Origin of the sequence: Rhodococcus sp. 05-2254-6 (assembly GCF_002258565.1) — a bacterium.
Lineage (GTDB): Bacteria > Actinomycetota > Actinomycetes > Mycobacteriales > Mycobacteriaceae > Rhodococcoides.
Genome location: NZ_NOZF01000094.1, coordinates 24214 through 43939 on the forward strand (window position 1 = coordinate 24214; position 19726 = coordinate 43939).

Here is a 19726-nt window from a genome sequence, read left to right on the forward strand (position 1 = left end):
GTCACTGCGGGGTCGGCGATGGCTCCCGGGCATGGTCGACCAAGTCGTGCACCAGCCCGTTGATGACGTCCATCTGAGTGATGACTTCGACGCGCAATCGGTCCTGCTGGTCCTCCGGCATATCCGGAGTATCCGGCCGGTCGAGTGACATCAGTAGATCGATGTTGGTGCGTAACGCCGTCAGCGGCTCCATCAGTTCCGCACCGGCATCGATGATCAGCTGACCCTGCCGCGCTCGTGAACGAGACAGGGAAGCCAACATCTCGTTGAAGCTGTTGGCAAGTGATGCCAGTTCGTCGTCCCCGTTGACGTCGATGGGCTCGAAAGCTCCCGTGCGGGCAACACGTTCGGTACCGGCCCGCAGTCGCCTGACCGGGCGGAGTCCGGTGCGTGCCACGGCCGCACCCGCGACACCTGCCAGTGCGACGAGAAACGCACCGACGAGGACCAGGGCGAGCGTGAGTTTGCCGAGCAGCGGTGACGCCGCGCTGAGCGATTCGGCCACCAGGATCGTTTCGCCTGTGTCGGTGCGCTTGGCCGAAATGTAGTAGCCCCGCGCCTCGCGCAGGGACTGATCGGTGTCGCCGTCGATGACCGATCTTTCCGCGGCGTCCAGAACGCCGTCGGAATTGGTGAACGGCTCGGAGCCGTTCGTCGACGTCACCAATGCGCCGTCAGTCGTCGCGAAGGCGACCTTCACCGCGGTGCCCTCGGTGTCTCCGATGGCGAAGCCGAGCAGATTGGCCGGAACCCCCGTTGCCGCGCTGGCAATAATGGCGTCGCTGTTGCGTTCCACGCGGTCGATGATCTGTGAGCGAAGGGCCTGCTCTGCGACGAGATAGATCGCAAGAGCGCTGACTGCGACTGCCAGGGCTGCCACGCTCATCGTCAACACTCGGATGCGGCCGTGCAACGTCAGTGCTCTGGGGCGAGCGGTTGCACGTGGATTGCTCATTTCTCGAGTATGCCGGTCGGTGAGCGAGCGCCACTTTGCAGGCCGCGTGGGCCGACGTCGACGTTCGGCGACGGTCGGGTCCGAGCGGGTTCGTGCAGCGGGGTTCGGCTTCCCGACCCTGGTGCACGCGCGGCATGGGTTCGCCGTACTTCCGTGAAACTCCGATCTTCAGAAGGGTGGGGTGTCGGTGTCTTCGGCTGTGGGTTCTGTTTCGGGGTCGTGGTTGTCGGGTGGTTTGGGGTAGGCGATGTGGCCGGATCGTTTCGGTGTGGTGGGGATGTGTGGTCTGAGGTCGTTGCCGAGGATGGCTACGGCTGTTGCGTTGGTGGGCAGGGTGATTCGGGCGGTCTTGGATGTCGATGTCCACAGGATCGCTCCGCCGGGGAGCATGACGGCTGTCCAGTAGCCGGCGGTTTTGACGGTGTGGTGATAGTCGCAGAGGCATTGGAGGTTGTTGACGGTGGTCCAGCCGCCGCCGCGTGGGTTGGCGTGGTCGAAGGCCACGATGTGGTCGAGTTGGCAGCGTGCGGCGGGTCGGTGGCAGCCGGGGAATCGGCAGTGTTTGTCGCGCAGGCGGACCGCTGCGGTGGTGAGGGCGTCGGGTCGGTAGATCAGGGCGCGGTCGGTGAGCGGGTCGCGGGGGACGGATGTGCCGAGGGTGGGGTCGGCGGCGATGGCGGCTTCGAGTGCGGCGGCAAGGGTGGCGTTGCCGAGGTAGATGCCTGAGGGTGTGTTGATGGTTCGGTTGTCCATCCGGATCGCCGAGCGTAGGTCGAGTGCTGTGATGTTGCGGGCGGGATGTCTGATGTCGTCCAGGTCGAGGGCAGAGCTGTGCCGTGTGCCCCGGCCGAGGGGTGTGTGGGTGCAGAACAGGGCTGCAGCGGAGGTCAGCGATTGCGGGCGTCGCTGGTTGTCGCGGCTGTCAGCTGTGGGTGGGGATGTGTCAGCGCTCGGACTCGATGGTCCGTCCTCCATTGCTGGTGAAGTTTCATCCGTCGGTGCCGCCGTTGCGGTATCGGACCGTTCGTGTTGTGTTGCAGCTGAACGTGTATCGGACGCTACGCTGGGTGCTGGCTCCGCAATCGGTGCAGGTGCTTGCGCTGCATCGGCGCCACGGCCGGGATTTGTTCCCGAGTCCGCTGCTGTCGCCGGTGCTGGCGCAGTGGCCGTTGCCGTCACGCTTGTCGGCGAGGGCGAGGTGGTCGTTGCCGTCGCGCTGGTCGGCGAAGAAGCTGGGGTGGGTGATGGTGCGGTGGTTGATTCGGTGTCGGGGGCAGTGCTTGCAGCGGATTTGTTCGCCGGTTCCGTTTCCGGTGCAGTGGTCGCATCGGTATCGGTGGAAGTGCCGCATTCGGTCTCGGAGTCCGTTGCCGATGCTGTGTCTGTGCGAGTCTCGGTCCTGCGTGCTGCCGAGCCGGTGCTCGCTGCTGATGCCGATGCCGCTGCCGTTGATGCTGCCGGGTCGGTGTTCGTCGGCGGATCCGTATCTTCTTCTGTTTTCGGCGTGGGGTTTTTCGGGGTTCGTTCCCATTCCCCGGTCTCTGGGTTCTGCACAGCGAGTCCGAGTTTCTCGGCGGGGGTCACTGCTTCGGTGAGCAGGATCTGCCACTGACTGCTGCGTGCCAACTCTCGCGCGAGGTCGGGGTCGATGGAACCGTGCCCGGCCAGATAGGCGGGGTTGGCGAGTAGTCCGATGAGGGTGGCGATGTCGACGGTGATCATCGTCAACGGCACCCGTCGATCCGGCAACGCTGTGTCTTTCTTCGGGCAATCGGTGCGTTGGCACAGGCATGCCAGTCGGGGTTCGCCGTGCATCCGGGCCATGAATGCATCGCACAGGCGTTCTTTCTTACCGCGCGGATCTTTCGGGCAGAGGATATCGGCCATCTCCTCGAGGAGCTGCCACGCGGCGGCGGCCTCGGGTGCTGTCAACTCGGCTCGAATGCGCGCCAGCTCTCCGGCGGGACTGTAGGTGACGGTCCGGAATTTCTTCGCGAACTCCCGCAACGCCGCGGCTTCCTCGGGTGCGACGCGCAGCAGGATGTCCCAGATCGCCTGTTCGAGCGGGCCCGGGGACGACCTCCGCGCCGCCTCGACCACCTCGGCTTCGACCGACCTGACGATGTCGTCGGAGAGGTTGTCGAGGATCCGGCATACCGTCCGCACGCGGGGAAGGTCGATCTCACCGGCCTTGAACGCTGCCCGTAGCAGCGGCATCCGGGTGTGCAGGGCAACACCGACCGAGACATACGATTCGGCGACGGTCGCCGAGCAGCCCAACGCCACTGCCATTTCGGTGCGCCCGTACCGGCTGTAGTGCTTGTGTTTTGTGTCGCGGGTGATCCAGTCGCAGTGCACGCGGTAGCAGGCGGTGATCTTGCGGGCCGCCTGTCGATTCTCCTCACGCGCGGCAGCGGTCAACGCCTCCAGTGACACGGTCGGTACAGCCCCCATTTTTTCACCCCCCGGTGAGCAACATTTCAGAACGTGCGTTCGAACTGAAAGAAGACTATCGCGACCCACCGACAAGAACGGAAAGGCGGTTCGGGACAGCTGGCTTGCTGGTCAGAGGCGGTGATCATGCAGTCGGCGTTCCTCGAGCAATCCGATTGGACCGCTCCGCCGCTCCCAGAGGGATGTGCGGAGCGGTTCAGGAGGTCCGGTCACACCGTGTATGTAGGAGGAGCCGATTACCTCGACGAGTTCGTGTCGGGGTAATCGGCTCCGTAGACCGGATTTGTGCCTGCAACCGGGCGATCAGCTACCGAGGACGCAGAACTGGCCGCTGGTGAGGTTCAGTGCCAGTGACAGGGGGCCGACGCAATCGACGCCCTGAGCCTCGGAGGTAGCGCCGGATCCCCATCCGGCGACTGCGAGTGTTGTCTGTCCGGCGTCTGCCCACGAGTGAGCGATTCCGCCGCCGAGTGCCAGTGCGTACGCCGTCCCTGCATTCTTGCTCGCTCCGAGGGCAACGCCGTATCCGTTGGCGTAGGTGGTCGTCGAGCCCGGGCCGTCGTTGACGCTGACTGCGGTGCCGCTGTCGGCAGCACCTGCGGCGGCCCGTCCGGTTCCGTTCGAGGTTGCTCCGCAGCTCGCGGTGTCGTCGACCTGGATGTCGTTGGCCGAGGGCGGAGACACACAGTTGACGGGGGCCGCCGACGCAGTGGCCGTGCCCGACAGGGCTGCAACCGTCAATCCCGAGCCCATGGCGAATATTGCTGCGGTGCGGGCAATTCGACTACCGAACCGACTGGACGTGCGCGCGGAGGAGGAGTTGGAGGACGAGAGACGGGGGAGGGAAACAGAGAACAAAAGAAAGCTCCTTCACGAGCGAAACGGGCCGGTGCGGCACACGGTACCCCGCCCCGCGAGTCCATGGCAGCAAGCTGGTGAGGTTTGTGTAACGGTGCCGCTCGCGTCCGGGGATGAATCGTCGTAGAAGTCCGGTTCTCCGCACCCTGACTGCAGCGGTCGTGGTACCCGTATGCGCGTTCGTGTCGCTGTTGTGCTCCGCTTCCGATCCATCGAATATGCCTCCACCACTTGACTGTTCGGCTTCTCTGGCAGGGCCGGCGCTCGCGTACGAGGTGGCAGGCGGCTCCGCGCGGCAGCGGGCCCCGGCACCGATCGAAGGCAAGGAAATCGTTACCGGACGGCTCTCGTTGGTTGCCGACGATCCGACCGCGGCCGCGTCGAATACTGCCGAACTCATCGAGGTGGAATCGGCGCAGTCGAGCCGACAGGGCGAGCGTGACAGTTCGGTGTCACAGAAGAACTACCTCGCGTACCGGATCGATTTGTCGACGCTCACAATCAGTTTCACCTCCGCGGCCGAAGATGCTGGCCGTCTGCGTCGATGGTCGAAGACCTGACCTCACGATCCGACGCGACAAGAGTTTCGCCCGCTGCCAACGCACCTTCGGTCAGTGCGCGCCCCGACAGTCAGGGCTTCGAACGCGCTCGAACGCTAACCCGTCAGACGCTGCCTTCGTATCCGTGCTGGCGCCATGCCTCGTACATCGTCACTGCTGCCGCGTTCGCCAGGTTCAACGATCGGCGGCCGGGAATCATCGGGATTCGCAGTCGATCGGTCACGTGCGGGTCGTCCAGAACGTCGTCGGGCAATCCGGTGGGTTCCGGTCCGAACAGGAGGACGTCACCGGGTTCGTATGCGACGTCGGCGTAGGACCGGGCCGCGTGTGCGGTGTAGGCGAACACGCGAGTCGGTGCCAGCGCGGCCCACGCCGTGGGCAGGTCATCGTGCACCGTCACCGACGCCAGGTCGTGGTAGTCCAAGCCTGCCCGCTTGAGCTTCGCCTCGGACATGTCGAAGCCGAGCGGACCCACCAGGTGCAGTTCGCAGCCGGTGCCGGCGACCAGGCGAATCGCGTTGCCGGTGTTCTGTGGGATGCGGGGCTCGAAGAACATGAGTCGAAACACCCGGTTCACTCTGCCATCTCGAGCCCGGGAAGTATGGGGCAGGTGGACGACGAACAGACGATCGGTGAGGACTTTTCCGACACGCGACTGGACGGGCAGGAGTGGACCGGTAGGCAGTTCGTTCGGTGCACCTTTCGCGATGCGGACATGAGCGGCGTCCGAACCGACTCGGTGGTGTTCACCGAATGCGACTTCACCGGCACGGACCTCACCGAATCGATTCACGCGAACTCCGCATTTCGATCGTGCACTTTCACTCGTACCAATCTGCAGCACAGCACTTTTCGCCATGCGACTCTGATGGGATCGATGTTCGTCGACAGTCGCATGCGTCCCGCGACGTACGACGAGGTCGACTTCACCCTCGCGTCATTGGGCAGGGCCGACCTTCGCGGTCTCGATCTGACGGGGTGCCGAATGCGGGAGGCCAACCTGGTATCCGCAGACTTCCGCAAGGCCACGGTGCGATCGGTCGATTTCACCGGTGCCCGCACCGTCGACGCGAAGTTCGACGAGGCAGATCTGCGCGGAGCCGTCGCCGACGCATCTCTGTGGGTCAGCGCGAGCGTGCGCAACACGAAGATCGAGCTGATGCAGGCTGTCGCATATGCAGGAGCGCACGGGCTGATAGTCGAGGGCTGACGGCGGTGATCGGACCGGTGCGCCGCTGCTGACGCAGAACCTGGAACAATGACCGGGTGACTGCAACGATTCTCGATGGCAAAGCGACCCGTGACGAGATATTCGTCGATCTCACCGCCCGAGTGGCAACGCTGCGTGAGAAGGGCATCACCCCAGGTCTGGCGACCGTGTTGGTGGGCGACGATCCGGGTTCGGCTGCGTACGTCCGGGGCAAGCACAACGACTGCGCCAAGGTAGGCATCACGTCGATTCGTCGCGACCTACCCGCGGACATCACCCAGGCAGATCTCGAGGCCGTGATCGACGAACTCAATGCCAACCCCGAATGCACCGGCTACATCGTCCAATTGCCGTTGCCGAAGCATCTCGACGAGAACGCTGCGCTCGAGCGAATCGATCCGGACAAGGACGCCGACGGTCTGCACCCGATCAACCTCGGCCGTCTGGTGCTGGGCAAGGACGCCGCACTGCCGTGTACACCTCGCGGGATCGTGCACCTGCTGCGCCGCTACGACGTTGCTCTCGACGGCGCGCACGCGGTGGTCATCGGCCGCGGCGTGACGGTCGGGCGACCCATCGGCCTGCTGCTCACGAGGCGTTCGGAGAACTCGACAGTTACTTTGTGCCACACCGGAACTCGTGATCTGGCCGCCGAGGTCTCACGTGCGGACATCGTCATCGCCGCTGCCGGAGTGCCCGGATTGATCACTGCGGACATGGTCAAGCCTGGTGCTGCTGTGCTCGATGTCGGAGTGACCCGCACCGAGGACGGATTGCGCGGCGATGTCGCCGACGGTGTCGCGGAGGTGGCAGGGTTCATTTCGCCCAACCCCGGCGGTGTCGGACCGCTGACGCGGGCCTTTCTGCTCACCAATGTCGTCGAGCGCGCCGAACGCGTCGCCGCCGAGAGCTGAGCGGACCCGACGTGAACGATGCAGAGGACGAGCGAAGCGAGCCCGATCCGGGATTTCGTGCGGCAGTCGCGCGCAACCTACCGATCGTCGCAGTCTCGGTCGTCGTTCTCGCCGCGCTGATCCTGGTGCTGGCCGATCGCTGGCGGCGCGGCGCGTTCATCTTCGGATGCGCAGCGCTGCTGGCGGCCGTCCTGCGGCTGTGTCTGCCCGAAACACGTGTCGGCACACTGCAAGTGCGCAGTCGCGTGTTCGATGTGCTGGCGCTGGGTGGCGTCGGCGGAGCCATTGTCTTTCTGTCGCTGTCGATCGATCCGCTGGGAACCGACTGACCTCGGCGCAAGCACCCGGTGAACGAGTGCGGTGTCAGCGCCGACCGAGGCGGGCCAGCTCCATCGTCTCGGCGAGCAGCTTGGCCACCGAATCGGCCTCGGTGAGGAAGCCGTCGTGTCCGTCACGCGACTGGATCACTTCGAGTCCGCGGCACTGGGGGAGTTCGCGAGCGATCTCCTTCTGCAGTCGAAGCGGATACAAGCGGTCGGAGTCGACTCCGCCGACGATGGTCGGGACAGATGTGGACGCAAGTGCGTCGGCCACTCCGCCACGGCCACGGCCTACGTCGTGTCGGTTCATCGCTTCGCTGAGCAGGACGTACGTCGCCGCGTCGAACCGGTTGACGAGCTTGGCAGCCTGATGCTCGAGGTAGCTCTGCGCGGAGTACCTGCCACCGGCCCACGGGTCTTCGTCGTTCTGCGGTGAGTTTCCGAACCTGATGTCGAGTTCGCTCTCGGTCCGGTACGTCAGGTGCGCGATGCGCCGCGCGATGCCGAGTCCAGCCGACGGTGAGGTGCCGGTGTCGTGATAGTTGCCGCCGAGCCATCCTGGATCGGCCTTGATCGCGGCGATCTGTGTTGTCTGGGTGCCGATCTGGTCGGCAGTCGCCCTGGCACCGACCGCGAGGACCAACGCCGCCGCCACTCGGTCGGGATGGCTCACGATCCACTCGAGGGTGCGCATCCCGCCCATCGAGCCGCCGACGACGGCTGCGAACCGCTCGATTCCGAGGACGTCGGCCACGGCCGCCTCGGCAGCGACCTGATCGCGGATGGAGATGTCCGGGAAGCGAGACCCGTAGGGCGTGCCGTCGGGCGAGACGCTGCTCGGGCCCGTGGTCCCGCCGCACCCGCCGAGCACGTTCGTCGCCACGACGCACCACTCGTCGGTGTCGATGGGGCAGCCGGGACCGACCATTCCGTTCCACCACCCGGGCAGGGCGTGATCTGCGTCCGGCGGACCGGACACGTGCGAGTCCCCGGTGAGGGCGTGTTCGACGAGCACGACGTTGCTGCGGTCGGTGGCGAGTTCACCCCACCGCTGCACCGCGACGGTCACCTGGGGGATTCGCTCGCCGTTCTCGAGATCGAGACCACCGATGTCGATGGTGCCCAACCGCCCGTCCGGAGACGGAAGAACCGCCTCCGGACGAACGCCTGTGTCGCAGCTGTTGCTCAAGATGCCGCCGCGCTGAATCCGACCTCGAGATCGGCGATGATGTCGTCGATCCCCTCGATGCCCACGGCGAGACGGACCAGGCCGGGAGTGACGCCCGATGCCAGCTGCTCCTCTGGAGTCAGCTGGGAATGCGTGGTGGATGCCGGGTGGATGACGAGTGAGCGCACGTCTCCGATGTTAGCGACGTGGCTTTGCAGAGTGAGAGCGTTGACGAACTTCTTGCCCGCGTCCACACCGCCCTTCAGCTCGAACGCGATGATCGCGCCCTGCCCCTTCGGCAACAATTCCTGCCCACGCTGGTACCACGGCGACGATTCGAGTCCGGCGTAGTTGATCGAGACGACGTCGTCGCGACCGGCGAGGAAGGCAGCGACCTTCTGCGCATTCGCCACATGCCGCTCGATCCGAAGGCTCAACGTCTCCAGACCCTGACTGATGAGGAAGGCGTTGAACGGCGAGACTGCAGCACCGATGTCACGCAGCAGTTGGACGCGTGCCTTCAATGCGAACGCGGGCGCGCCCAGATCGGCGAACACGACGCCGTGGTAGCTCGGATCCGCGGTGGTGAAGTTGGGATGACGGCCCTGCGTCCAATCGAAGGTGCCACCGTCGACGATGACGCCCGCGATGGCTGTTCCGTGTCCGCCGAGGTACTTCGTCGCCGAGTGCACCACGATGTCGGCACCGTGCTTCAACGGCTGCAGCAGGTACGGCGTCGCCACTGTGTTGTCCACGATCAGCGGGATGCCGTTCTCGTGGGCCACTGCCGAGATCCCCGGGATATCGAGGATGTCGTTCTTGGGGTTCGAGATCGACTCGCCGTAGAACGCCTTGGTCGACGGAGTGATCGCGGCACGCCACTGCTCGAGGTCGTCGGGATCGTCGACGAACGAGACGGTGATACCCAGCTTGGGGAGCGTGTAGTGGAACAGGTTGTACGTGCCGCCGTAGAGCCGCGGACTCGACACGATGTGGTCGCCCGCCTCGGCGAGGTTGAGAATCGCGAACGTCTCGGCGGCCTGCCCCGACGCGAGCAGCAATGCCGCGACGCCACCTTCGAGGGCCGCGATGCGCTGCTCGACGACATCCTGTGTCGGGTTGATGATCCGGGTGTAGATGTTGCCGGGTTCGGCCAGACCGAACAAGGCGGCGGCGTGATCGGTGTTGTCGAACGTGTACGAGGTGGTCTGGTAGATGGGCAACGCACGAGCCCTGGTGGTGCCGTCCGGTGTCTGACCCGAATGGATCTGCTTGGTCTCGAAGCTCCAGTCGGCTGCGGGATCGGTGAACGGATCCTCGGTGGGTACTCCGGTGGCGTCGACGACGTCGGGGGTGGAATCGGTCATGGCTGGTGATACTCCGTTTTATTGAGACGAGTGTGTCTGAGACGAATCGAATGTCGAATCGAGCTCGAGAAGTCGAGCGCTACGGGGCGTATCGGTACAGCAACACATGGAAGAACCTCCTGACAGGCTTCGGCCCCTGGGGACCGAAGGTTCAGTGGGTCCGCTTCCTGCGGACCCGCGCTTGTCGAAACGGCACTCGCGTGCCGTATCGGCCTGGTCGTTCACCCGGGGCACCCCACCGCGGTTGGAGGGTTGCCGGCCAGCAAGCCGGGGCTCGATGCTGGCACTCATGACCTGGCGAACATCGTAGCGGGTAACGGCCACCCCACCGGAACGAGGGCATGGCGTCCGATCGGGTCGAGCTCGAGCAGATGTTCGGGTGAGGACAATCACCGTGCATCTGCGCGAAACAATCTGCCCTCGGGAAGACAATTGACGGGAGCTACGTTGCCTTCTGGGTCGGACCCGGTGGGTCCCCGACCGCAGGCTCGAATTCCGGCCGCTTCCTCTGCCCCCGATTTGCACACGAAGGTTGTACTGCTGTGACTGTCACCGATTCCGCTCTTGCCCGAGTCAGCGCTGTGCGCGGCAAGGTGTCGAGTGGCCTGAGTGTCAGTCACCGACCGCACTCCACCCGCCGCAAGCTCGCGATGCTGGCACTGTCCATCGGCGGCTTCGGGATCGGCACCACGGAGTTCGCGTCGATGGGGCTGTTGCCGGACATCGCCACGACGATGGGGATCTCCGAGCCCTCGGCCGGCCACATGATCTCCGCGTATGCGCTCGGCGTCGTGGTCGGTGCGCCGACCATCGCAGCCCTGGCTGCTCGCGTTCCCCGGCGGATGTTGCTGCTGGTGCTGATGGTGGCCTTCACGCTCGGCAACCTCGGCACGGTGTTCGCGCCCAGCTTCAACGAACTCGTCGCCTCGCGCTTCGTCGCCGGCCTACCGCACGGTGCGTACTTCGGTGTCGCGGCCCTGGTGGCTGCTCACCTCGCCGAACCGGGCAAGCGAGCCAAGGCCGTCGCGATGGTGATGATGGGACTCTCCGTCGCGAACGTCGTCGGCGTCCCGGTGGCGACCTGGATCGGGCAGGCGTTGGGATGGCGCAGTGCATTCACGCTCGTTGCTGTCATCGGTGCCCTCACGGTCGCCGCGCTCGTCCTCTGGATGCCACGACTCGACGCGATGCCGACCACCAGCCCCATCACCGAGCTGGGCGCACTGCGCCGCAGCCAGGTATGGATGACCCTGTTCGTGGGCATCGTCGGATTCGGCGGCATGTTCGCGGTCTACACCTACATCGCGTCGACGCTGACCGACGTTGCCGGTCTCGCCCGCGCACTCGTTCCGGTCGCCCTGATGATCTACGGACTCGGAATGGTCGTCGGAAACTACGCCGGCGGCTGGCTCGCCGACAGGTACCAGCTCAAGGGCACCTTCGTCGGTTTGGCCGCTACTGCGGTAACTCTTGCGGTGTTCGTCGTGGCCGCACACAATCCGATCACCGCACTCCTGCTGGTGTTCCTCATCGGCGCGTCCGGCTCTTCTGTGGTCCCCGGTCTGCAGACGAGGTTGATGGACGTGGCCGAGGACGCTCAGACGCTCGCCGCATCGCTCAACCATGCCGCGTTCAACCTGGCCAACGCCATCGGAGCGGCAGTCGGTGGTGCCGTGATCGCCGCAGGATTCGGGTACACGGCACCCGCCGCCGTCGGCTCGGGCCTGGCGGTGGCCGGTCTCGGTGTACTGGCCACCGCCATGTGGATGGACAAGCGTTCCGCCGCGTAGGAACGCCCAGGATCAGCCGGTGATCGTTGCAGGCGTTCCACCGAGGGCCTCGTCCAGCGCCGGAGTCAGCCTGTCGATCACGTACGGCAGGCTGAGCACGCTGGTGAAGTAGATCGCGCCCGCCGTCACGCCGTCGGTGAACACGAGGGTGCCGTCCTGCACCGGCTCGAGTGCGCCGTACACCGCCTCCTTCTCCAGTTCCGTGCGGTCCCCGGGCTCCTCGGTTCCCCAGATCAACACGTCGGCGGCGTTCAGGACCGACAGATTCTCGAGCGGGATGCTCGCCTGCGCGCTGCCGTCGGCCGGAACGTAGGCGTCGATGTCGTCGGGAATGACGAAGCCCAATTCGGTGAGGAAGTCCGTGCTCAACCCGTCCTGGTACGCGATCGCCTTGCCCTCGTAGAACGCGTTCTGTAGGAAGATCGCCTTCTTGCCGGCGAATTCGGGGTGCGCGGCCGCGGCGTCGGCGAACTTCTGGTTCACGCCGTCGATCAAGGCGTCGACCTCGGTCTTCTTACCGAGTGCACGTCCGATCTTGTCGGCCTGAATGTCCCAGGGCTCGAAGTAGGCGGTGGCGGCGTCCGATTGGGCGAGCGTCGGCGCAATGTCACTGAGCGTGTCGTACGTGTCCGCTGTCAGTCCCGCATTGGTGGCGATGATCAGATCGGGCTCGAGTGCGGCGATCTTTTCGGTCTCGAATCCGTCGTCGTTCGAGAGCACCTCGGGCTCCGCGTCGCCCAACGCGGCCTGTGCCCAGGGCCAGGTGGCGAAGGGCTGATCGCCGTACCACTCCGTCACGCCGACGGGTATCACGCCGAGAGCCAACACTGTGTCCTGTTCGGTGTAGCCGGCCACCACTATGCGAGTGGGTTCTTCGGGCACGACGGTCTCACCGAACGCGTGCTCGATCGTGACCGGGAAGGCCGCCGAATCGGAGGACGCACCGGCCGTCGGCGACGCCTCGTCGGCGGAGGAGTTCGAGCATGCTGTCAGCAGTCCCGCGGTGGTCAGTGCAACTGCGCACACCGCCCAGGTCCGATGAAGTGGTCGGATGTGCATCGATACGCCTTTCGGAAGGGTTGGCTAACCGCAGGAAGGGTAGCCCACCCTAATGAAATTCTCGGCAGGTTCGTCTGGAGACGCGACGTGAAACGCCTGGCTCCAACCTTCACCGAACCTCCACATTTCCCGACGGGCTCCTCCACGTGCGCCCTCTAGGGTCAGTTCTCATGAGCCGCACAGTTCTCGTCGTCGACGACGAGCCCACGATCTCCGACGCCGTTGCCGCTCGGCTGCGCGGCGAAGGGTACGAGGTCGTCACTGCCGCCGACGGCCCGGCTGCCGTCGACGCGTGCGCCAGGATCGATCCCGACGTGGTGGTGCTCGATCTGATGCTGCCCGGGTTCGACGGGCTCGAGGTGTGCCGCCGTATCCAGGCGTCCCGCCCGGTCCCGGTGTTGATGTTGACGGCCAAGTCCGACGAGACGGACATGCTCGTCGGCCTGGGCGTCGGCGCGGACGACTACCTCGGGAAGCCGTTCAGTATGCGCGAGTTGGTCGCTCGCGTGCACGCCCTGGTTCGGCGTGCCGAGCGAGCGGTGGCCGCCGAACCGCAGGCGGTTCGAGTCGGTGACGTGCAGATCGATCACCGGGAACGGCGGGTGACCACTTCCTCCGGTGACATCCACTTGACCAGAACGGAATTCGACATCCTCGCCTATCTGGCTGCTCGGCCGCGCACTGCGGTCTCGCGGGAGACCCTGTTGTCCGAACTCTGGGGCTGGGACGATTCGGCCAGCAGCAGGACGGTCGATTCTCACGTGAAAGCGTTGCGGCGCAAGCTCGGTGGCGATCTCATCCGCACCGTGCACGGCGTCGGCTATGCCGTGGAGTCGCCGCGATGACGCGCATGCTGCCGCGTCCGTTGGATCCGTTGCGGTCGTTCAAGCTCAAGGTTTCGCTCGTCGTCGGTATCGTGCTGGTGCTCGCGAGCGTCGTCTTCTGGATCGGGGCGGGCTGGCAATTTCGCTACACCCTGCTCGCAGCTCTCGTCGTGTCCTTGGCCGTGACACAGTTCGTCGCCCACGGGATGACGTCGCCGCTGCGCGAGATGACCTCGGCCGCCAAAGCGATGGCGCGAGGGGACTATTCGACACGAGTGCGAGCCACGTCGAGGGACGAGGTGGGTGAGCTCGCCACGGCGTTCAACACCATGGCGAGTGACCTGGAAGCTGCCGAGAAGTACCGCCGCGAACTGATCGGCAACGTCTCGCACGAGTTGAAGACGCCTATCGCTGCGCTGCGTGCCGTGCTCGAGAACATGGTCGACGGGGTGACCGACGCGAATCCCGCAACGCTGTCGGTGGCGCTGCGTCAAACCGAACGACTCGGAGATCTGGTCAGCGAACTGCTCGACCTGTCTCGGGTGGAGGGCGGTGTGCTCACCATTGCCCCGGAGGAGTTTGCGGTGCAGCAATTCCTCGAGGACGCGACCTCCGTTCACCGAGGACGAGTGTCGATCGTCGTCTCGCCCGGAGATTCGACGGTCGTGGCCGACCGATCTCGCATGACACAGGTGATCACCAACCTCGTCGACAACGCTGTGCGGCATTCCCCCCATTCGAGCACTGTGACGCTGCGGGCTCACCGAATCGGCGGAGCCTATGCATTCGACGTCGTAGACCAGGGGCCGGGCATCGCCCTCGCCGATCGCCATGCGGTGTTCGACCGATTCACCCGCGGCGGATCCACCGACGGCGGAACAGGTCTCGGCCTCGGCATCGCCCGCTGGGCCACCGAGCTGCACGGCGGAACCATCGAAGTTCTCGACACCGAATTCGGCTGCCACATCAGAGTGGCCATCCCCGAGCACTGACTTTCCCGATCCACCCGAACCGCGACTGCTCGTCTCCGGACTGCAGCCGCCGACCTTCCATGCCCGAAACACACAACAAGGAAGTGTTATGAGCACGATCGACATTCCGATTCAGCCGAGATCGAAGCACGTGCGCTCCGTCTGGGGGCCGCGCACCTGGCCGGTGCTGCGGTATTCGCAGCCCCCGCGCGCGGCACTCCTCGGGTCGGCTCTCGCCGGACTGGTCGGAGCAGCGACGTTGGTGGACAACACGTTCGGTGTACTGGTCACTGCCGTGGCCTTCGTCGTAGTCGTGCTCGCGGTCCGCCGCGGCAGGCTCTCGCGGTGGGAATGGGTCGGCGTGGCAGGAGCGCTGGCCTTGGCGAGCGTGTCGGCACTGCGCGCGGCCGAGTGGATCGTGACGATGTCGACGACGCTGGCCATCGTGGTCGCAGTGGTGGTGCTCTCCCGTGCCTGGACGTGGACGGGAATTGCACTCGGCGGTCTCCTGCCGGTGTTGCTGCCGGTGCGGGTTGCTCGGTGGATCCGACGCGGAGCCGGTTCGATCGACCTGGAGGGGCCGCGGCCGGTGCGGGCCGGCATGGTCGCCGTTGTCACGATCGCACTCGTCGCCGTGTTCGCAGCGTTGTTCGGTGCGGCCGACAAGCGCTTCTCGGATGCACTGGGCGCGGTGACGCCCGAGTTCGATGCCGCGTCCATCTTCGGACGCATTCTCGTCTTCGTGCTCACTGCAGCAGGTGCGCTCGCGGTCTGCTACGTCGCGCTGCATCCGCCTCGATTCGATCGCCTCGCTCCGTCGCCGCGTCGATCGGTGCAGTTGTGGGAGTGGATGATTCCGCTCGGGGCGGTGGTGGCGTTGTTCGTCGTGTTCGTCGGGTTCCAGGTTCCGACGCTGTTCGGCGGGCAGGGGCATGTGGCGACCACGGAGGGGCTGACCAATGCCGAGTACGCCCGGCAGGGCTTCTGGCAGTTGCTGGCAGTGACGGTACTGACACTGTTCGTCATTGCGGTGACGGTCGCCAAGGCTCCGCGAAACCGCAGAGGAGATCGAATCGCATTGCGGGCGTTGCTCGGAGCGCTGTGCCTGCTGTCGTTGGTGATCGTTGCGTCGGCCCTGCATCGAATGTCGTTGTACGAGCAGCAGTACGGCTACACGACGCTCAGATTGTTCGTCACGGCCGTCGAGTGGTGGCTGGGATCGGTGTTCGTACTGCTTCTGATCTCGGGCGCGCGGATGTCGGGGCGCTGGCTACCGAGAGCCGTGGGCGTCGGTGCGGTTCTGACCGTGCTCACGCTGGCGGCTCTGAATCCGGATGCGTACATCGCACGGCACAACGTCGATCGCTTCGAGCAGACCGGACGCATCGATACGTCCTACGTCGGTGGGTTGTCGTCCGACGCCGACGCGGAGCTCGAGCGACTGCCCGACTACGTTCGTCCCTGCGTGCAAGCCCGAGGTCCGGTGTTCGTCGGGGATACCTGGCACCTGTGCACGGACCCTTCGGTATCTGTACCCTGAGCAACGACTCGGGTTCGGTGGCACACCAGGGAGGTGCGGGATGAGATACCAGCGCATGGTCGTCACCTCGCTGCTCCTCGTGACGCTGTACCTGACGATGCCGACCGCAACCGCAGACGTGGCCCTGATTCTCGTCGCGGCGCTGGCAACGCTGATGCTGCTCGCGCACCGTGTCGATGTTCCGGCACTGCTGCGCCTGCTGCCGAACGTCGGCCCCGCCGCAGAAGAACGCCATCTGCGAGGCTCTTTCCGGCGTCAACATCGCCCGGATGCTCCGGGCCGCCCACAGCCACGAGCACCCGGTGCACTGGTGGGGGCGCTGTAGCTCGACAGTTCCCCCACGCCTTCGCAATCCGTTGTCCGCGAGGCTGTCCCAAGGAACTCAAGATGCTCGATTCTCGAACCCTTCACCTGGCGATTCGACGCTACGCCGGGACGCTGGTCGGCGTCCTCGCCGTCCTGCTAGTCGTCTTCGCCGTCGTCGACGCACAACCCGCCGCACAGATAGCGATGTTCGGTGCGCTGGTCGCGGCGTCCCTGGTCGTCCTCGGTGCGCGGTGCGACCTCGCCGTGATCGCACCGCTGTCGTTGTGCGCCGCAGGCGCGGACGGGCGGCGGCTTCGGGGATCGTTCCGCAGGCAACAGCAACCCGATGCGCCCGGTCGCCCCATGCCCAGAGCACCCGGTTCGGTCCACGGACCGGACCGGTGGCTCCAGTTCTCCTGAGCCACTGCGAGATCCGGTCGAGACGCCAACCGACCGACTTCTCTCACAGTGAGGTGCTCCACCATGCTCGATGTCGTCTACTATCCCGTCTCCGCGGTGCTGTGGTTCTGGCACAGAGTCTTCGGGTCCGTGCTCGGCCCCGACAACGGCTTCGCCTGGGCGTTGGCCGTGATATTTCTGGTCTTCACGCTTCGTGCGGTGTTGATCAAGCCGTTCGTCAGTCAGATTCGTTCCCAGCTCGCGATGAAGAGGCTCCAACCACAGATCAAGGCCGTGCAGAAGAAGTACTCCGGGGACCGTGCTCGACAGGCAACCGAAATGCGGAAGTTGCAGCAGGAACACGGTTTCAACCCCTTGATGGGGTGCCTGCCCCTGCTGGCGCAGGGCCCGGTGTTCATCGGCCTGCTGCACGTGCTTCGCTCGTTCAACCGTACCGGCACCGGATTCGGTCATCTCGGTATGACGGCGCAGGAAAATGCGAACACCGCGAACTACGTCTTCAGCGCCGCCGATGTGCAGTCCTTTCTCGACGCGCGGCTGTTCGGTGCGCCGATCTCTGCTGCTATGAACAGCTCGCGCGTGGTTCTGGAGGCATTCGGCCCGTTCGGGGGAGTGCCGTCGGTGTTGAGCATCGCGCTCGTCGCGGTCCCGTTGATGATCGTCGCTGCGGTGGCCACGCATCTGAACTCGCGGGCGTCCGTCGCTCGGCAGGACGCAGCGGCGCTGGCAAACCCGCAGACCGCGATCATGAACAAGCTCGTGCTCTGGGTGTTCCCGGCAGGCGTGCTCGTCGGTGGGCCGGTACTTCCGGTTGCGGTGTTGCTGTACTGGGTGAGCAACAACATCTGGACCTACGCCCAGCAGCACCTCGTCTACCGACGCATCGATCGAGAACCGACTACCTCGCCGGAGGTGACATCGGCGGTCACCGCCCCCAAGCCCGGGGCCAAGCCGAGGCATCCTTAGCAACCTCGCCGGAGGTGCCGCCGACGGAAGGCGAGCAGCCGACTGTCGGTGGGCTCGGCTACCGTCGTCGGCGTGCCGATCACTGTTTCCACTGTCAACGTCAACGGAATTCGCGCAGCTGTTCGCAAGGGCATGCTGCCATGGCTCGAGGCCACCGATGCCGACGTCATCTGCCTGCAGGAAACCCGCGCCAACGACGGGGAACTGACCAAGGCGTTGGCCCCGGCCCTCGATGCGGGCTGGCACCTGGCCTCGGCCGAGCCGTCCGCGAAGGGACGCAACGGGGTAGCCCTGCTGTCGAAGGCGGCTCCCGATGCGATTCGCACCGGCATCGGTTCCGCCGAATTCGCCGATGTGGGTCGCTACATCGAAGGCGACTTCGGCGATGTCACCGTGGCGAGCCTGTATCTGCCGTCGGGCGAGGTGGGTACCGAACGCCAGGACGAGAAGGAACGCTTCATGGCGGCGTTCGCGAAGTATCTGGCCAAGACGGCCAAGGCCGCGAAGTCCGACGATCGGGACGTGGTGGTGTGCGGCGATTGGAACATCGCCCACACCGAGGCCGATCTCAAGGCATGGAAGACCAACCGCAAGAACTCCGGCTTCCTGCCCGAGGAACGCGAGTGGTTGGCGCGGTTGCTCGCCGAGAAGGCACCGTGGACCGACGTCGTACGGGCTCTGCACCCGGGCGTCGAAGGTCCGTACAGCTGGTGGTCCTACCGCGGCAAGGCCTTCGACAACGACGCAGGGTGGCGGATCGACTATCAGTTGGCCACGAGCGATCTGGCCGAGCGCGCCAAGGAAGCGATCACCGAGCGGGCCGAGGCGTACGACCAGCGATGGTCCGATCATGCTCCGGTGACAGTGCGCTACCGCTAGAGCGGAGCCTGCGGAGTGATTTGTGTTCCGGAGCGGAGCCTGCGGAGTGACCCGTGTTGGCTAGGCAGGGAGTTGGCGTCGATGGGGTCGTGAAAAGATTGCCGTATGTCTTCCTCCGACTCCATCGACACTCCGCAAGGTCCGCGTCGGAGGGTGCTCTCCGGCATCCAACCGACTGCGGATTCGTTCCATCTCGGTAACTACCTGGGTGCGGTGCGGAACTGGGTGGAGTTGCAGGACGAGTTCGACGCGTTCTATTTCATTCCGGACCTACATGCGATCACCGTTCCGCAGGATCCCAAGGAGCTTCGCCGCCGCACCCGGGTGGCCGCGGCGCAGTTGCTCGCGGTAGGGATCGATCCGGAGAAGTCGACGCTGTTCGTGCAGAGTCAGGTGCCCGAGCATGCGCAGCTGGCGTGGGTTCTGAACTGCATCACCGGATTCGGCGAAGCAGCGAGGATGACGCAGTTCAAGGACAAGTCCGCCAAGCAGGGTCGCGATCACACCAGCGTCGGGCTGTTCACCTACCCGATTCTGCAGGCCGCGGACATTCTTCTCTATCGGCCGAATCTGGTGCCCGTGGGCGAGGATCAGCGGCAACACCTGGAGCTGACGCGCGATCTGGCGCAGCGTTTCAACACGCGATTCAAGAAGACGTTCGTCGTGCCCGATGCGCACATCATCAAGGGCACCGCGAAGATCTTCGATCTACAGGATCCCACCGCGAAGATGAGCAAGTCCTCGTCGAATCCGGCGGGCATCGTCAACATTCTCGACGATCCGAAGGTGTCGGCCAAGAAGATTCGGTCGGCAGTGACGGACAACGAACGCGACATCGTGTTCGATCCGGAGAACAAAGCGGGCGTCAGCAATCTATTGGTGATTCAGTCCGCGCTGTCGGGCGTGAGTATCGACGATCTCGTTGCCGGGTACGCGGGCAAGGGCTACGGCGACCTCAAATCCGACACCGCCGACGTTCTGACCGAGTTCGTCGTTCCGCTGCGGGAGCGGATGGACGGGTTCATGGCCGATGTGGCCGAACTCGACCGCATCCTCGCGTCCGGTGCGCATCGAGCCAGGGAAGTGGCGAGTCGAACGCTTGCTCAGGTGTACGACCGGGTGGGTTTCTTGCCGCCTGGCGCATAGCATTTTCGACACACCGGGT

Annotated in this window: 20 protein-coding genes and 1 riboswitch; of the genes, 13 read left to right on the plus strand and 7 right to left on the minus strand. The window is 65.1% G+C overall.

What is annotated here, in order from left to right:
• Position 1: 1 nt before the first annotated feature.
• The 3 genes from CH256_RS11415 to CH256_RS11425 form a co-directional block, all read right to left on the minus strand.
• Positions 2 to 955 (minus strand): methyl-accepting chemotaxis protein, encoded by a 954-nt coding sequence (locus tag CH256_RS11415; protein ID WP_094669646.1) that lies wholly within the window; start codon positions 953 to 955, stop codon positions 2 to 4.
• 168 nt (positions 956 to 1123) lie between these two features.
• A complete protein-coding gene (locus tag CH256_RS11420) occupies positions 1124 to 3409 on the minus strand; it encodes an HNH endonuclease signature motif containing protein (RefSeq protein WP_094669647.1) in 2286 nt (761 codons plus the stop codon).
• Positions 3410 to 3712: 303 nt separating this feature from the next.
• A complete protein-coding gene (locus tag CH256_RS11425) occupies positions 3713 to 4267 on the minus strand; it encodes a DUF6764 family protein (RefSeq protein WP_179272075.1) in 555 nt (184 codons plus the stop codon).
• Between the two features lie 218 nt (positions 4268 to 4485).
• Here CH256_RS11425 and CH256_RS11430 point away from each other — a divergent pair, with 218 nt between their 5' ends.
• Positions 4486 to 4827, plus strand: a complete 342-nt coding sequence (locus tag CH256_RS11430; protein WP_143536560.1) for a DUF4349 domain-containing protein — start codon at positions 4486 to 4488, stop codon at positions 4825 to 4827.
• Between the two features lie 103 nt (positions 4828 to 4930).
• On the opposite strand, the gene CH256_RS11435 is transcribed toward CH256_RS11430, so the two are convergent.
• A complete protein-coding gene (locus CH256_RS11435; protein ID WP_176460460.1) occupies positions 4931 to 5395 on the minus strand; it encodes a tRNA (cytidine(34)-2'-O)-methyltransferase in 465 nt (154 codons plus the stop codon).
• Positions 5396 to 5428: 33 nt separating this feature from the next.
• Here CH256_RS11435 and CH256_RS11440 point away from each other — a divergent pair, with 33 nt between their 5' ends.
• The 3 genes from CH256_RS11440 to CH256_RS11450 are packed head-to-tail and all read left to right on the plus strand — an operon-like array spanning position 5429 to position 7280.
• Positions 5429 to 6037, plus strand: a complete 609-nt coding sequence (locus CH256_RS11440) for a pentapeptide repeat-containing protein (protein WP_094669648.1) — start codon at positions 5429 to 5431, stop codon at positions 6035 to 6037.
• Positions 6038 to 6093: 56 nt separating this feature from the next.
• Complete coding sequence (locus tag CH256_RS11445) at positions 6094 to 6951, plus strand: bifunctional methylenetetrahydrofolate dehydrogenase/methenyltetrahydrofolate cyclohydrolase (protein ID WP_094669649.1); 858 nt, start codon at positions 6094 to 6096, stop codon at positions 6949 to 6951.
• 11 nt (positions 6952 to 6962) lie between these two features.
• Positions 6963 to 7280 carry a DUF3017 domain-containing protein gene (locus tag CH256_RS11450; RefSeq protein WP_068051743.1) on the plus strand — a complete coding sequence of 106 codons (318 nt, stop codon included), beginning with the start codon at positions 6963 to 6965 and terminating at the stop codon, positions 7278 to 7280.
• Positions 7281 to 7314: 34 nt separating this feature from the next.
• On the opposite strand, the gene metX is transcribed toward CH256_RS11450, so the two are convergent.
• Both metX and CH256_RS11460 read right to left on the minus strand, forming a co-directional pair.
• Complete coding sequence (metX, locus tag CH256_RS11455; protein WP_373454808.1) at positions 7315 to 8463, minus strand: homoserine O-acetyltransferase MetX; 1149 nt, start codon at positions 8461 to 8463, stop codon at positions 7315 to 7317.
• On the minus strand, positions 8457 to 9806 hold the full coding sequence (locus CH256_RS11460; RefSeq protein WP_094669651.1) for a bifunctional o-acetylhomoserine/o-acetylserine sulfhydrylase: 1350 nt from the start codon (positions 9804 to 9806) through the stop codon (positions 8457 to 8459). The genes metX and CH256_RS11460 overlap by 7 nt, the downstream gene beginning before the upstream one ends.
• Positions 9807 to 9978: 172 nt before the next feature.
• Positions 9979 to 10101: riboswitch (SAM riboswitch) on the minus strand.
• A 355-nt stretch (positions 10102 to 10456) separates the two neighbouring features.
• On the opposite strand from CH256_RS11460, the gene CH256_RS11465 reads away from it, so the two are divergent.
• Complete coding sequence (locus CH256_RS11465) at positions 10457 to 11596, plus strand: MFS transporter (RefSeq protein ID WP_094669663.1); 1140 nt, start codon at positions 10457 to 10459, stop codon at positions 11594 to 11596.
• A 12-nt stretch (positions 11597 to 11608) separates the two neighbouring features.
• Here CH256_RS11465 and CH256_RS11470 read toward each other — a convergent pair whose 3' ends face one another.
• Positions 11609 to 12655 (minus strand): ABC transporter substrate-binding protein, encoded by a 1047-nt coding sequence (locus CH256_RS11470; RefSeq protein ID WP_068051738.1) that lies wholly within the window; start codon positions 12653 to 12655, stop codon positions 11609 to 11611.
• A 170-nt stretch (positions 12656 to 12825) separates the two neighbouring features.
• Between CH256_RS11470 and CH256_RS11475 the strand changes: the two genes are divergently transcribed.
• From CH256_RS11475 to trpS, 8 genes are all read left to right on the plus strand, one after another.
• On the plus strand, positions 12826 to 13500 hold the full coding sequence (locus tag CH256_RS11475) for a response regulator transcription factor (RefSeq protein WP_068051735.1): 675 nt from the start codon (positions 12826 to 12828) through the stop codon (positions 13498 to 13500).
• Positions 13497 to 14471: a HAMP domain-containing sensor histidine kinase gene (locus CH256_RS11480; RefSeq protein ID WP_068051732.1), complete on the plus strand. Its 975-nt coding sequence runs from the start codon at positions 13497 to 13499 to the stop codon at positions 14469 to 14471. The genes CH256_RS11475 and CH256_RS11480 overlap by 4 nt, the downstream gene beginning before the upstream one ends.
• A gap of 88 nt (positions 14472 to 14559) precedes the next feature.
• A complete protein-coding gene (locus CH256_RS11485) occupies positions 14560 to 15990 on the plus strand; it encodes a DUF4153 domain-containing protein (RefSeq protein ID WP_094669652.1) in 1431 nt (476 codons plus the stop codon).
• A 40-nt stretch (positions 15991 to 16030) separates the two neighbouring features.
• Positions 16031 to 16315 carry a DUF6412 domain-containing protein gene (locus CH256_RS11490; RefSeq protein WP_068051721.1) on the plus strand — a complete coding sequence of 95 codons (285 nt, stop codon included), beginning with the start codon at positions 16031 to 16033 and terminating at the stop codon, positions 16313 to 16315.
• A 62-nt stretch (positions 16316 to 16377) separates the two neighbouring features.
• Positions 16378 to 16716 (plus strand): DUF6412 domain-containing protein, encoded by a 339-nt coding sequence (locus CH256_RS11495; RefSeq protein WP_068051718.1) that lies wholly within the window; start codon positions 16378 to 16380, stop codon positions 16714 to 16716.
• Between the two features lie 63 nt (positions 16717 to 16779).
• Positions 16780 to 17682 (plus strand): membrane protein insertase YidC, encoded by a 903-nt coding sequence (gene yidC / locus CH256_RS11500; protein ID WP_094669653.1) that lies wholly within the window; start codon positions 16780 to 16782, stop codon positions 17680 to 17682.
• Between the two features lie 132 nt (positions 17683 to 17814).
• Positions 17815 to 18561, plus strand: coding sequence for an exodeoxyribonuclease III (locus tag CH256_RS11505; protein WP_373454809.1), 747 nt, complete (start codon positions 17815 to 17817; stop codon positions 18559 to 18561).
• A 105-nt stretch (positions 18562 to 18666) separates the two neighbouring features.
• The gene (trpS, locus tag CH256_RS11510; protein WP_094639022.1) at positions 18667 to 19707 is read left to right on the plus strand and encodes a tryptophan--tRNA ligase; all 1041 of its coding nucleotides are present in this window, start codon (positions 18667 to 18669) and stop codon (positions 19705 to 19707) included.
• The last annotated feature ends 19 nt before the right edge of the window (positions 19708 to 19726 follow it).